The sequence below is a fragment of the Candidatus Pelagibacter sp. HIMB1746 genome (genome assembly GCF_052047555.1).
Taxonomy (GTDB): Bacteria; Pseudomonadota; Alphaproteobacteria; order Pelagibacterales; family Pelagibacteraceae; genus Pelagibacter.
Genome location: NZ_JBNAJZ010000004.1, coordinates 185,720 through 200,033 on the forward strand (window position 1 = coordinate 185,720; position 14,314 = coordinate 200,033).

A 14,314-nucleotide genomic window follows, 5' to 3' on the forward strand; every position below is an offset into this window, starting at 1 on the left:
TTGCTCCTTCGGCGGAATTAATTCTCTTTCCAGAGCGTTATGCAACTATCGGTCCTTTTTACCTGAGAGTTTCCGGGGTGGTTGCTCCTTCGGTGCTAAATTTAATAGTCTCTCCCGACAATAAAATATGTATCCTCTTCTAAAAAAGAGTCAATTAATAACAATTACACTTTAAATTAAATATCATTTTATTGCCTTTTTTATGAATTAACCATCCGCTATAACCTTATTATGAAAAATTATCTTAATTTTGAAACTGAGATTAAAGATTTAGAGACAGAATTGGAAAAATTAAAAGATCCCTACAATCAAGAGGGATTATCAGAAGTGGATACCCAAAAAATTTCAAAAACACAAGTTGAGTTAGATCAAAAATTAAATGATATATATTCAAACCTAGATCCATGGCAAACCACCATGGTTGCAAGACATGAAGACAGACCAAAGTCTAAATTTTTCATAGATAATTTATTCGAAGATTTTATTTCTCTATCTGGAGATCGTTATTATGGTGAAGATAAATCTGTACTTACTGGTTTTGCAAAATTTAATGGTCAGTCAGTTTTAGTTATCGGTCAAGAAAAGGGTGAAGATTTAGATAGCAGAATTCAAAGAAATTTTGGGATGATGCGACCTGAGGGTTATAGAAAAACTATTCGTTTAATGAATTTAGCAAATAAATTTAAAATTCCAATTATCTCTTTTATAGACACGCCAGGCGCTTATCCTGGTGTTGGTGCAGAGGAAAGAGGTCAAGCTGAGGCAATAGCAAAATCAATTGAATGCTGTATGGAACTTAAGGTTCCAACTATTGCAATAATTATAGGTGAAGGTGGATCAGGTGGTGCGATTGCATTAGCATCGTCTAACAAAGTTATTATGCTAGAAAATGCTATTTATTCAGTTATATCTCCTGAAGGCTGTGCAACTATATTATGGAGAGATCCAAAAAAAATGCTTGATGCGGCAAAAGCAATGAAGCTTTCCGCAAAAGATTTATTAAAATTAAAAGTTATTGATGAAATAATCCCAGAACCTTTAGGTGGTGCTCACAGGGATAGAGACCTGATGCTTGATAACGTTAGAAAATCTATTTCTACAAATTTAGATCAATACAACGAAATGACGTCAGAAGATATAATGAATGAAAGAAAAAATAAATTTTTAAAAATTGGAAGAAATGATGGTTTTATGAGCAATGTAGAAGATTTAAGTAATTTGACCATTAAGAAAAATAATTTTGATAACATTTTCAAATCAAAAAAATTATTATATGGTATTGGTGTAGGTTTATTATTTTTAGCTTCTTTATTTTTTCTTTTTTAAGAATTACAAAGCTCCATGGCAATGTTTAAACTTCTTGCCCGATCCACAGAAGCAAGGTTCATTTCTTCCCATTTTTTTGGCTTGTGGTTTTGGATTTACTCTTTCCTCATTGGAAGATCTTTCTTCTGTTATAACTTTTAAATTCATTAAAATTGTAACGTAGTCTAATTTTAGTTTTTCTAATAAATTTGAAAATAAATCAAAAGCTTCTTTTTTATATTCAACTAAAGGATCTCTTTGACCGTAAGATCTTAATCCAATCACTTGTCTAAGTTGTTCTAAATATTGTATATGTGATTTCCAATTCAAATCTATTGTTTGCAAAAATATTCTTTTTTCAATTTCTTTTGCATGCTGCTCGTTTAGAACTTTAATTCTTTCATTACGTGTCTCGTTAAATTTTGAGGATATTTGCTCTTTCAGTTCATTATCTTTTGCAGAAATCAAACTTTCAAGTTCGGCATCATTAAAACTTTTCCCAACAATTTGCCTAACTTTATTGTTAAATTCATTACTTTTTGGATTAGATAGGTTTTGAATTTTTAATTTTATCAAGTCTTCTGATATTTCTTTTAAAAATTCATCGGAATAATCAAAAATATTTTCACTATTCATTGCATTTTTTCTTTGAGAAAACACAACATGTCTTTGGTCATTTAAAACATTGTCAAATTTGATAAGTGTTTTTCTGATATCAAAATTTCTGGCTTCAACTTTCTGCTGAGCTCTTTCTAATGCTTTGTTGATCCAAGGGTGATCAATACTTTCGCCATCTTTTAAACCAAGTTTTTCAAGCATATTATTCATAGATTCTGAGCCAAAAATTCTCATCAAATCATCTTCTAAACTTACATAAAAGACAGAACTACCCTCATCTCCTTGTCGTCCAGCTCTTCCTCTTGCTTGATTGTCCACTCTTCTAGACTCCATTCTTTCTGTACCAATTACAAATAAACCACCTAGAGATTTAATTTTTTCTTTATCTATTTTTAACTGATCATCAGGAATTGATCCTTTTTTTCCACCAAGCTGGATGTCAACACCTCTACCAGAAATACTGGTTGTAATTATCAAAGATTTTTCTTTTCCTGCATTTGCAATAATTTCAGCTTCATTTTCATGGTTCTTTGCATTTAAAACTACGTGTTTAATATTTTTTTCATTTAATAATTTAGAATAAACTTCAGATTTGTTGATACTAGATGTGAAAACCAAAATTGGTTGACCAATTTCATGTTTTTCAATGATCTTATTAATTATTGCATCATTTTTTTCTTTTTCAGTTCTAAAGATCAAATCATTATAGTCCTTTCGGATCATTTCTTTATTTGTTGGGATTACAACCACTGAAAGATTATATATTTCAAAAAATTCTTCAGATTCTGTGACTGCAGTACCGGTACAACCTGATATTTTTTTATATAGTTTAAAATAATTTTGATAGGTAATTGATGCTAAAGTTTGATTTTCATTTTGTATCTGAATTTTTTCTTTAGCTTCAAGAGCCTGATGAAGTCCATCTCCAAATCTTCTTCCTTCTAGAATTCTACCAGTTAATTCATCTATAATTTTAAGAACTCCGTCTTTAACTATGTAATCCTTTCCTTTTTCAAATAAGTGATTTGCACGGAGTGCTTGATTTACATGGTGAACTAAATGAAGATTTTCTGGATCATAAAAATTATCATTTTTTAATATACCAGCATTAGAAAAAAGTTTTTCAACATTATTAATACCCTCGTTTGTTAAAAGTATACTTTTTTCTTTCTCATCTATTTCAAAATCTTTATTATTTAAAATTTTAACAAGTTTATCTATTGCTAAGTATTGAGCAGTTTTATCTTCTGCAGCTCCAGAAATTACAAGTGGAGTTCTTGCTTCATCAATTAAACATGAATCTATTTCATCTACAATTGAAAATACATGAGATCTTTGAACCATCTCTTTTTGAGAAAACTTCATGTTATCTCTTAGATAATCAAATCCTAATTCACTGTTAGTTGCATAAGTAATGTCACAATTGTAGTTTTTCTTTCTTTCTAGATCATCTTGGTCATTATTTATAAATCCAGAAGTAAGACCTAGAAAATTATATATGAGACCCATTTCCATTGAATCTCTTTTTGCTAAGTAATCATTCACTGTTACTATATGAACTCCATCTTCAGAAAGTGCATTTAAATATGCCGCTAAAGCAATAGTGAGTGTTTTTCCTTCACCTGTTCTCATTTCAGCAATTTTACCTTCGTGAAGAACTACTCCCCCAATAAGTTGAACATCAAAGTGTCTTTCTTTTCTTGTTCTTTTTGCAGCTTCCCTTACTAGTGCAAATGCTTCAGGTAGAATTTCGTCTAAATTTTTTCCATTTTTTAATTGATTTTTAAATTCAACTGTTTTTTTTGGAAAGTCTGTATCACTTAATTTTATGAATTGTTCCTCGTATGAATTTATTTTTTCTACAATTTTTCCAATTCTATCTAGTTCTTTTTGATTACTAGATTTGATAAATTTTGTAATTAGGTTAAGTGGGTTAAACATGACTATTTGATTTATTCTTTAAATATATTGTTTAATATATGTATTAAACAATTATTTTAAATATCATGGGTATTAATTTAACAAATTTTTTAACCTCAAAATCAAAAAATACCAGAATGATGGATTTCCAGGACCTTGATCATATAGATGGCTTATCTATTTCAGCTCTAAGTGCAGATTTATATAAAACTAAAAGAGATGATTTAGTAATGTTTTACTTTAGAGATGGTGCAAATCATGCTTCTGTCTATACACAATCAAAAATTATTTCAGAAAATATTAAATGGAATATAAATCAAAAATCAAAAAAAATTTATTCTCTTATTGTAAATACTAGAAATGCAAATGCTTTCACAGGTAAACAAGGTTACGAAAGTTTAGCAAAGATTGCTGATTTAACTTCTGAGCAATTATCAAAAAAACAAGTTGAAGATGAAGATTATCCAAAAAAAATTACTTCAAAAGAAATTATTTTTGGATGCACAGGTACAATAGGTGAAACCTTTCCATGTGAAAAGATTATAGATCAAATTCCAAACTTGATTAAAAAAATTAACTATACACAAAATAAATTTCTTTGGATGAAAGCAGCCTTAGGAATAATGACCACTGATACAAAACCAAAACTTGCGATGGAACAATGTAAAATTGGAGATAAAGAGGTAAAAATTTATGGTGTAGCCAAAGGTTCGGGTATGATATTTCCAAACATGGGAACCACCTTGGCATACATATTTACAGATGCCAACTTATCGAATGATATTTTAAGTAAGTTATTAAAAAAAAATATTACAAATACATTTAATGCTATCTCATGTGATGGGGACACTAGCACAAATGACATGGTTAGTATTTTTGCAACAAATAAAGCAAACAATTTAAATATTAAAAGTATTAATGATATAAAACTAAAAAAATTCGACAAAGCATTAAACAATGTTTTGTTAAATTTAGCTAAGAGAGTAGTTTCTGATGGAGAAGGAGCATCAAAATTTGTCACTATAAATATTAATAAAAGCAAAAGTGAACAAGATGCAAAAACAATTGCTTTCTCAATAGCAAATTCAGCTTTGGTAAAAACAGCTATTGCGGGAGAAGATCCAAACTGGGGACGAATAGTGATGGCAATAGGAAAAGCAGGACCAAAAATAAATTTAAATAAATTAGGTTTGAAGTTTGGAAATTACCAAATAATTCAGGATGGAAAATTATACAAGAACTACGATGAAAAATTAGTAGCGGAATATATGAAAGGTGAAAATATAGACATCAATGTAGATTTGTTTACTGGTCCTAAAAGCTTTACTGCTTTTACTATGGATTTTACAAAAAATTATATTGAGATTAATGCTGATTATAGAAGTTGAACATATTGAAATATAAATTTTGATAATTAATTCCATGATATGATAAAATACAAACTTTTGTGTAAAGACTGTGAATTAAAGTTTGATAGTTGGTTCTCTTCTTCATCAGAATATGAAAAATTAAAAAAGAAAAAACTTTTAATCTGTCATAACTGTAATTCTGAAAAAGTTGAAAAAACATTAATGGCTCCCCAGCTAATAAGTAGAAAAGCTAAAAATGAAGAAAAATTTGATACTCAGAAGTATAAAAAAATTAAAAAAACAATTAAAAATTATCAAAAGTTTATAAAAGATAATTTTAAGTATGTAGGAGATAATTTTGCATATGAAGCTAGATCTATTCATTACAATAGTAAAAAACCTACAAAAGGGATATATGGTAAAGCCTCTCAGAAAGACGTTAAAGAGCTCAAAGAAGAGGGCATAGATACACAATTAATTCCTTGGGTTGATGAAAAAGAAAATTAGTTTTTCTTAAATTCAGCAATATAATTTACTGATAAATCTTTTGAAACATTCCATTCATCCTTTAGAATGTTAAAATTCATTCCATCAATTTTTTTGAGATTTAGATTGTTCTTGATTAGAATATTTTTTAATTCCTCAGGCTTAACAAACTTTTCCCATTCATGGGTGCCAATAGGAAGCCATCTCAAAACATATTCTGCACCAACAATTGCAAATATATAAGATTTTAAGGTTTTATTTATAGTTGCAACAAACATTAATCCATTTTTTTTTAAAAGGTTAGCACATGATTTTAAAAAAAAATCAACATCCTCAACATGTTCAACAATCTCCATGTTCAAAATTACATCAAATTTTTTTGTAGTTTTTAGTTTTTCAGGCGATGAACATATATAGTTTATTTTAAGATTGTTTTTTTTTGCATGTAGGTTTGCTATAGCAATATTTTTATTTGAAGCATCGATTGCTGTAACATTAGCTCCTAATCTACACATGGGCTCAGATAACAATCCACCTCCACATCCAATATCAAGGACATTTATTCCAGAAAGAGGATATTTTTTATTTTTAAGTTGAAATTCCTTAACTATATTTTCTTTAATATATTTTATTCTTATAGGATTAAATTTATGAAGAGGTTTAAATTTTCCTTCTGGATCCCACCATTCGGCCGCCATATTTGAAAATTTTTCTATTTCTTTTTTATTAATACTGTTCATAATATATAATTAGTTGACATAACAATTAAGATGTACTTTATCAATTTATAATTAAATTATATTAATTCAACTGATCATGAAAACTGTTGTACTAAAATTTGGTGGAACTTCTGTTGGTAGTATCGATAGGATAAAAAAAGTATGCAAAATTATAGCTGCTTATAAAAAGAAAAAAAATAGAGTTTTGGTGATTTCATCTGCAATGAGTGGAGTAACCAATGAGCTCGTAAAAAAATCGAAGCAAATTAGTAATAATTTTAGCAGATCTGAATATGATGCACTTGTATCCACTGGAGAACAAGTTTCATGTGCTTTAATTGCTGGAAGACTTACTCATGATGGTTTTAAATCTAGGTCATGGGTTTCTTGGCAATTACCAATAATTACTGATGGACCTTATTCTGGAGCAAGAATAAATAAGATAATTACAAAAGAATTAAATAATTATGTGAAACAAGGTGGGATCCCAATTGTTACTGGCTTTCAAGGAATTAATAATGAAAATAGAATTACCACAATAGGAAGAAGCGGTTCTGATGCAACTGCAATAATGTTAGCAAAATTTATTAAAGCTGATGAATGTATTATTTATACAGATGTCGATGGTGTTTATACAACTGATCCAAGACAACATAAAAAAGCAAAGAAAATTAAAAAAATATTTTATGACGAAATGTTGGAAATGGCATCATTAGGATCAAAAGTGATGCAACCAACATCGGTTCAAGATGCAAAGCTAAATAATATTGATATTAAAGTTAAGTCTTCATTTGTAAGTAAACCAGGTACATTAATAACAGGCTCTAAAAAAGCGTTTAGCGATCAAATAATTACTGGGATATCTTCAACTAAAAATGATGCTAAGATCACAATTGTAGGAGTTAAAGATAGACCTGGTGTTGCTGCTTCAGTTTTTAGACCACTATCAAGAAATTTAATTAACGTTGATATGGTTGTACAAAATATTTCTCAAAATGGAAAAGATACTGACTTAACTTTTACAATTAAATCTGATGATCTGAAAAAAACTGAGAAATTAATTAAGCAAAATAAATCTATATCTTATAAAAAACTTTCTTTTGATAAAAATCTTTCCAAAGTTTCTATAATTGGAGTTGGGATGATTACTACACCTGGAATTACTTACAGGATGTTTCAAGCTTTAGCTTCAAAACAAATAAATATTTTAGTTATATCAACATCTGAAATTAAAATTTCAGTATTAGTTTCATCAAAAAATGTAAAAAAAGCAATAGCTGCTCTTCATAAAGAATTTAAACTAGATTAAACTTATGAATGTAAGACCATTTAGAAATATAAATCGAAAAAAAACTAAAGTAATTAACGTTGGTAATGTTAAAGTTGGTGGTGACAGTCCAATATCAGTTCAATCAATGACAAATACTTTGACTACAGATATTTCAGCTACTATAGAACAAATAAATAAAATTCATGAAGAGGGTGCTGACCTTGTAAGAGTTTCCTGTCCAGATGAGGACTCTGCAAAAGCCTTAAAAGAAATTACAAAAAATGTTCAAATACCTGTAATTGCAGACATTCATTTTCATTATAAAAGAGCTATAGAAGCTGCAGAAAATGGAGCAAAGTGTTTAAGAATAAATCCTGGAAATATTGGTGATAAAAATAAAATCTATGAAGTTTTAAGTGCAGCAAAAAATAATGATTGTTCAATTCGAATAGGAGTTAATGCAGGTTCTCTAGAAAAAGATATTCTAGAAAAGTATAAAGAGCCATGCCCTGAGGCATTAGTGGAGAGTGCAAAAAGAAATATTAAAATATTAGAGGATCAAGATTTTTTTAATTTCAAGATAAGCGTCAAGTCCTCTGATGTATTTTTGTCGATTGCAGCTTACAGGCATCTTTCAGATGTTACTGATTATCCTCTTCATCTTGGAATAACTGAGGCTGGGAGTTTTGTATCAGGAAGTGTTAAGTCTTCAATAGGACTAGGTTCATTGCTATTAGACGGAATAGGTGACACTATAAGAGTTTCTTTGTCAGATGATCCTGTAAAAGAGGTTAAGATTGGAAATGAAATCCTTAAATCTTTAGGATTACGAAATAGAGGAGTTAAAATAATTTCCTGCCCATCTTGTGCAAGGCAAGCGTTTCAAGTAATTGATACAGTTAAAATTTTAGAGGAAAAATTAACTCATATAAAAACTCCAATTACCCTATCTATAATTGGCTGTGTTGTGAACGGACCTGGTGAGGCTGCTTTAACTGATATTGGAATAACTGGAGGTGGAAAAGGTAACAACATGCTTTATTTATCTGGGGTACAAAGTGAAAAAGTATTAACTAATGATATAGTTAATAAAGTCGTAGCAGAGGTTGAAAAAAAGGCCTCTGAATTAGAAAATTTACAATGATACCAACAAAGACTATTGAAGAATTAATTATAAAACATTCTACACTAGAAAAAGATCTATCATCAGGAAGTTTAGATAATAAAATATTTGCTGAAAAATCAAAAGAATATTCAGATGTTAATGAAATAATTTTAAATGCTAAAAAATATTTATCTTTCGAAAATGAAAAACAAGAATTAGAGAAAATATTAGAGGACAACTCATCAGATAAAGAATTAAAAAATATGGCTGAGTTAGAACTTGTTGATTTGAAATCTCAACATGAGATCAATGAAAAAAAATTAAAATTATTTTTACTGCCAAAAGATGAAGCAGATAAAAAAAATGCAATAATAGAAATAAGGGCTGGAACTGGTGGACTAGAAGCAAGTTTATTTGCTTCAGACCTTTTCAAAATGTATGAAAAAGTAAGTCATAAAAAAAAATGGTCATTAGAACTTATTTCTATTTCAAGAAGTGATGCTGGAGGTTTAAAAGAGGTAATTGCATCTATTAAAGGTACAAATATATATTCAACATTAAAATATGAGAGTGGTGTGCATAGAGTTCAAAGAGTTCCAGATACCGAAACACAAGGTAGAGTGCATACATCCGCAGCCACAGTTGCTGTTTTACCTGAAGCTGAAGAAGTAGATTTAAAAATAAACGACTCTGACTTAAGAATTGACGTTTTTCGAGCAGGTGGTCCAGGTGGACAATCAGTTAACACAACAGATAGCGCTGTTAGAATAACTCATATACCCACTGGTTTATCAGTTTCTCAACAAGATGAAAAATCACAGCACAAAAATAAAGCAAAAGGAATGAAAATCTTAAGAGCAAGATTATATGAACTTGAAAGATCAAGAATTGATCAAGAAAGATCACAAGATAGAAAAACTAAAATTGGTACTGGAGATAGATCAGAAAGAATTAGAACTTATAATTTTCCACAAGGTAGAGTTACTGATCACAGAATAAATTTAACTTTGCACAAATTAGAAGAATTTCTTGAAGGTGAAGCTTTTGATGAAATGATCGAGTCACTTACACTGCAAGCACAAGAAGAAAGTTTAAGTAATTTAAAATAAATGAATATTCAATCAGCAATAGCTCAAGGTGCTCAAATTTTAAAAGATAAATTTTTTTTAAATCCTTATTTGGACTCAGAAATTTTAATGTCAAAAGCAATTAATAAGGATAAAAAATACTTAATACTTAATTCTCAAGAAAAAATAGAAGAAATAAATTTAAATTTGTTTCAAAAACTAATTAATGAAAGGTCCAAAGGTAAGCCGGTATCGCATTTGACAAATAAAAAGTTATTTTGGAATTCAGAATTTTTTGTAACAGAAGATACTCTAATACCTCGTCCTGATACTGAGCTAATTGTAGAAAATATTTTAAATTTAACAAAAAATAAAAGTAAACTTAATATTTTAGATATTGGAATAGGATCTGGATGTATACTTTTGTCTATATTAAAAGAGAGAAAAAATTTTTATGGAACGGGAATAGATATAAGCAAAAATTGTTTAAAAATAGCTTATATGAATGCAATTACTCTAAAAGTACATAATAGACTTAAATTATATAAATCTAATGTTGACAAATTTAGTTTGGGCAAATATGATTTGATTGTTTCTAATCCTCCTTATATTAAAAAACATATTATAAAATATTTGGATAAAGGAGTTGCTAAGTTTGAACCAAAAATAGCACTAGATGGTGGATTAGATGGTTTATCAGAAATCAGAAAAGTTATTAAAAAATCATCTGAACTGATTAAAAAAAATGGTAAATTTATTTTAGAGATTGGTTTTGATCAAAAAAATAAAGTAATTAAATTATTAAATAAAGAGGGTTTTTATATAAATAGTGCTCTAAAAGATCTTGCTTATAATGATCGATGCATAATTTGCACAAAAATATAATTATTTAAATCATGGTAACATTTAGGAATAACAGTAATAACAACAATAGAAGAAATAATTTTAGAAGAAACGATAGAAATTTTAAATCTAATGGTGACAGGCAGAAATTTAGTTCAAATTTTTCTAATGGTGATAATTTCAAAAGAAAGTCTCCAGGTAGAAACAATCACAATGCACCAAAATTAATCGAAAAGTACAATGATTTAGCTAGAGAGGCTTTGTCAAATGGTGATAAAATTCTTTCTGAAAATTACCTTCAGCATGCTGATCATTTTACAAGAATACTAAATGAAAGAGAAAGCTTCAAAAAAGAGAGAAATTTAGAAGTGAAATCTGATGAAAATGAAAAAGAAACAAATAAGCCATCAGAAAATATTGATGTTTCCGAAAAAAATTTAAAAGACAATTCTAACTTAGATATTCAAACTGAAACACCAGCAGAGGCTAATTAATTCAAACCTATAATTTTTTCTGATTTAAGAACATCCAGTTTAATTTTATTAGTTTCAAATAATTTTCTTTCCTTACCCTTCAAAATTTTACCAGAAGGAAGTTTTAGCTTTTGAGAATTAACTTTTTTCCCATTAACAATCACTTCGTAATGTAAATGAGGTCCAGTAGACTTACCGGTAGAACCAACGTAACCTATTGTTTGACCCTGTTTTACTCTTACTCCTGCTTTAATACCACGAGCAAACTTTGACATATGAGCATACACTGTTTGATAAGTTGAGTTATGTCTTATTTTTACACAGTTACCACCTCCACCACACCATCCAGCTTTTTTTACAACACCGTCACCAGATGCCATTATAGGTGTTCCTGTTGGTGCAGCAAAATCGGTACCTCTATGCATTTTATTGTATCCATCTATAGGATGTTTTCTCATACCAAAAGGAGATGAAAGTCTTGCTCCATTAATTGGAGTTTTCATTAAAGCTTTTTTAACACTCTTACCATTTTTATCATAATGCCCTTGACTTCCTTCTTTATCAAAATAATAAAGCCCATTATCTTGACCACTTAATTTTAAATTAGCGAAAAGTATTTCTCCTGTTTCAATGATTTTATTTTTATCATTTAGGAAAACTTCATACATTATTTGAAACTTATCTTGTTTTCTTATATCTCTTTGGAAGTCGACTTGAAAACCATATATCCTAGCAAATTCAATTATTATATTTGCTGGTATTTTTTCATCTGTTGCAGCTTTATATAGACTTTGTAAAATTAAGTTTTCTTTGTAAACTATTTTCTTTTCCAATTTAATTGATATAATTTCATCATTAAAAGTATTTTTAGAATTATCTCTTATTAAAAATATTTTTTTTTTATTTGATATTTGAAAAGTAAATTCATTAATTTGATTATTGGTTTTATCTAAGCTGAACTCAATAATTTGTTTAGTATTCAATTTATTAAGATTAACTTTTTTTTTTAAAGCATTTTTTATTTCTGATATTTCTTTTTTTTGTATTTGATAATTCTCTAAAATTTTATCAAATGTTTCGCCAGATTTTATTTTATGTTTTATTTTTTTGTATTTTGGTTCAAGATTTTCAACTATGTGCGTAAGCGTTTTTTTAAAATAAATGTTATCAATAAAACTATTATAAATTTTTAAATCCTCTTTTTTTGTTGAATTAAAATAACTTGTGAAGATTGCAGTAAGAAGAATTAAACAAACTAAGCCAAAAATCTCAAAGTTTTTTTTAATCTTACTCAATAGAATTTTAAACATTTTATATTTAAGTGAACACAATTATTAGTTTAGAGAGTGGTAAAAATCAAAAAAAAGCCCTTAAAATGCGGTGTTTTTATTTAAAAATTTATTCTTAAATGCTTGATTTCCATTATTTTTAGCCTATAAGCACTGAACTTTCTCAGTAAAATTATTGTTAATACAATAAATTAGTGAGGATTATTGAGCCTTTTTTGCTCAATTAGTTATTTTAAAAGTTAAAATTTAAGAAGAGAAGTGTGGACGGTTAAGGTTACCAAAAATTTGTCGTACACACTTCAATCACATATAAGTTTTATTCTTAGAATTTATATGGAAGCTAGTGTGCGCCGTTTTTAAACTTGAGAGTTTGATCATGGCTCAGAACGTACGCTGGCGGCACGCCTAACACATGCAAGTCGAACGAAGTAGCAATACTTAGTGGCAGACGGGTGAGTAACATGTAGGTATCTACCCTTTGGCCTGGAATAACACGAGGAAACTTGTGCTAATACCGGATAAGTCTTTACGGAGAAAGCTTTATGCACCATTGGATGAGCCTGCACTTGATTAGTTTGTTGGTGGGGTAATGGCCTACCAAGACTGTGATCAATAGCTGATTTGAGAGGATGATCAGCCACATTGGGACTGAGACACGGCCCAAACTCCTACGGGAGGCAGCAGTGGGGAATCTTGCACAATGGAGGAAACTCTGATGCAGCGATGCCGCGTGAGTGAAGAAGGCCTTTGGGTTGTAAAGCTCTTTCGTCGGGGAAGAAAATGACTGTACCCGAATAAGAAGGTCCGGCTAACTTCGTGCCAGCAGCCGCGGTAATACGAAGGGACCTAGCGTAGTTCGGAATTACTGGGCTTAAAGAGTTCGTAGGTGGTTGAAAAAGTTAGTGGTGAAATCCCAGAGCTTAACTCTGGAACTGCCATTAAAACTTTTCAGCTAGAGTATGATAGAGGAAAGCAGAATTTCTAGTGTAGAGGTGAAATTCGTAGATATTAGAAAGAATACCAATTGCGAAGGCAGCTTTCTGGATCATTACTGACACTGAGGAACGAAAGCATGGGTAGCGAAGAGGATTAGATACCCTCGTAGTCCATGCCGTAAACGATGTGTGTTAGACGTTGGAAATATATTTTCAGTGTCGCAGCGAAAGCGATAAACACACCGCCTGGGGAGTACGACCGCAAGGTTAAAACTCAAATGAATTGACGGGGACCCGCACAAGTAGTGGAGCATGTGGTTTAATTCGAAGATACGCGCAGAACCTTACCAACACTTGACATGTTCGTCGCGACTCTAAGAGATTAGAGTTTTCGGTTCGGCCGGACGAAACACAGGTGCTGCATGGCTGTCGTCAGCTCGTGTCGTGAGATGTTGGGTTAAGTCCCGCAACGAGCGCAACCCTCACTTTTAGTTGCCATCATTAAGTTGGGCACTCTGAAAGAACTGCCAGTGATAAGCTGGAGGAAGGTGGGGATGACGTCAAGTCCTCATGGCCCTTACGTGTTGGGCTACACACGTGCTACAATGGTATCTACAACAGGAAGCAAGACTGCGAGGTCAAGCAAATCCTTAAAAGATACCTCAGTTCGGATTGCACTCTGCAACTCGAGTGCATGAAGCTGGAATTACTAGTAATCGTGGATCAGCGTGCCACGGTGAATGCGTTCCCGGGTCTTGTACACACCGCCCGTCACACCATGGGAGTTGGTTCTACCTTAAGGCAAGGTTTAAAACCCTTGACCACGGTATAGTCAGCGACTGGGGTGAAGTCGTAACAAGGTAGCCGTAGGGGAACCTGCGGCTGGATTACCTCCTTTCTAAGGATGAATGAAAGTAAAATTTCATTCTAAATAA

At 30.4% G+C, this 14,314-nt stretch carries 11 protein-coding genes, 1 rRNA gene and 1 riboswitch; of the genes, 9 read left to right on the forward strand and 3 right to left on the reverse strand.

What is annotated here, in order from left to right; genetic code table 11:
* Positions 1–39 precede the first annotated feature (39 nt).
* Positions 40–127, reverse strand: a riboswitch (glycine riboswitch).
* Positions 128–231: 104 nt separating this feature from the next.
* A complete protein-coding gene (locus ACTTBM_RS06535; RefSeq protein WP_440635219.1) occupies positions 232–1,326 on the forward strand; it encodes an acetyl-CoA carboxylase carboxyltransferase subunit alpha in 1,095 nt (364 codons plus the stop codon).
* 3 nt (positions 1,327–1,329) lie between these two features.
* On the opposite strand, the gene secA is transcribed toward ACTTBM_RS06535, so the two are convergent.
* Positions 1,330–3,864 carry a preprotein translocase subunit SecA gene (gene secA / locus ACTTBM_RS06540; protein ID WP_440635220.1) on the reverse strand — a complete coding sequence of 845 codons (2,535 nt, stop codon included), beginning with the start codon at positions 3,862–3,864 and terminating at the stop codon, positions 1,330–1,332.
* A gap of 65 nt (positions 3,865–3,929) precedes the next feature.
* Here secA and argJ point away from each other — a divergent pair, with 65 nt between their 5' ends.
* Both argJ and ACTTBM_RS06550 read left to right on the forward strand, forming a co-directional pair.
* Positions 3,930–5,231, forward strand: a complete 1,302-nt coding sequence (gene argJ / locus ACTTBM_RS06545) for a bifunctional glutamate N-acetyltransferase/amino-acid acetyltransferase ArgJ (protein WP_440635222.1) — start codon at positions 3,930–3,932, stop codon at positions 5,229–5,231.
* A 39-nt stretch (positions 5,232–5,270) separates the two neighbouring features.
* The gene (locus ACTTBM_RS06550) at positions 5,271–5,699 is read left to right on the forward strand and encodes a DUF1178 family protein (protein ID WP_440635223.1); all 429 of its coding nucleotides are present in this window, start codon (positions 5,271–5,273) and stop codon (positions 5,697–5,699) included.
* Here the strand turns inward: ACTTBM_RS06550 and ubiG are convergent.
* Positions 5,696–6,418, reverse strand: a complete 723-nt coding sequence (ubiG, locus tag ACTTBM_RS06555) for a bifunctional 2-polyprenyl-6-hydroxyphenol methylase/3-demethylubiquinol 3-O-methyltransferase UbiG (RefSeq protein ID WP_440613455.1) — start codon at positions 6,416–6,418, stop codon at positions 5,696–5,698. The two genes, ACTTBM_RS06550 and ubiG, sit on opposite strands and share 4 nt — an antisense overlap.
* Before the next feature lie 76 nt (positions 6,419–6,494).
* Between ubiG and ACTTBM_RS06560 the strand changes: the two genes are divergently transcribed.
* Genes ACTTBM_RS06560 through ACTTBM_RS06580 form a run of 5 tightly spaced genes read left to right on the forward strand, consistent with a single transcriptional unit; the run spans position 6,495 to position 11,176 of the window.
* Positions 6,495–7,706: an aspartate kinase gene (locus ACTTBM_RS06560; protein WP_075505992.1), complete on the forward strand. Its 1,212-nt coding sequence runs from the start codon at positions 6,495–6,497 to the stop codon at positions 7,704–7,706.
* 4 nt (positions 7,707–7,710) lie between these two features.
* The gene (gene ispG / locus ACTTBM_RS06565) at positions 7,711–8,811 is read left to right on the forward strand and encodes a flavodoxin-dependent (E)-4-hydroxy-3-methylbut-2-enyl-diphosphate synthase (protein WP_440635225.1); all 1,101 of its coding nucleotides are present in this window, start codon (positions 7,711–7,713) and stop codon (positions 8,809–8,811) included.
* Entirely contained in the window at positions 8,808–9,881 is a 1,074-nt protein-coding gene (prfA, locus tag ACTTBM_RS06570; protein WP_440635226.1) for a peptide chain release factor 1, read from the forward strand. Before ispG ends, prfA begins: the two co-directional genes overlap by 4 nt.
* Positions 9,882–10,724, forward strand: a complete 843-nt coding sequence (prmC, locus tag ACTTBM_RS06575) for a peptide chain release factor N(5)-glutamine methyltransferase (RefSeq protein ID WP_440635227.1) — start codon at positions 9,882–9,884, stop codon at positions 10,722–10,724.
* Positions 10,725–10,735: 11 nt separating this feature from the next.
* A complete protein-coding gene (locus ACTTBM_RS06580; protein WP_440635228.1) occupies positions 10,736–11,176 on the forward strand; it encodes a DUF4167 domain-containing protein in 441 nt (146 codons plus the stop codon).
* Here ACTTBM_RS06580 and ACTTBM_RS06585 read toward each other — a convergent pair.
* Positions 11,173–12,465, reverse strand: a complete 1,293-nt coding sequence (locus tag ACTTBM_RS06585) for a peptidoglycan DD-metalloendopeptidase family protein (RefSeq protein WP_440635229.1) — start codon at positions 12,463–12,465, stop codon at positions 11,173–11,175. The two genes, ACTTBM_RS06580 and ACTTBM_RS06585, sit on opposite strands and share 4 nt — an antisense overlap.
* A gap of 337 nt (positions 12,466–12,802) precedes the next feature.
* Here ACTTBM_RS06585 and ACTTBM_RS06590 point away from each other — a divergent pair.
* Positions 12,803–14,277: ribosomal RNA gene (locus ACTTBM_RS06590) — 16S ribosomal RNA — on the forward strand.
* Positions 14,278–14,314: the final 37 nt, after the last annotated feature.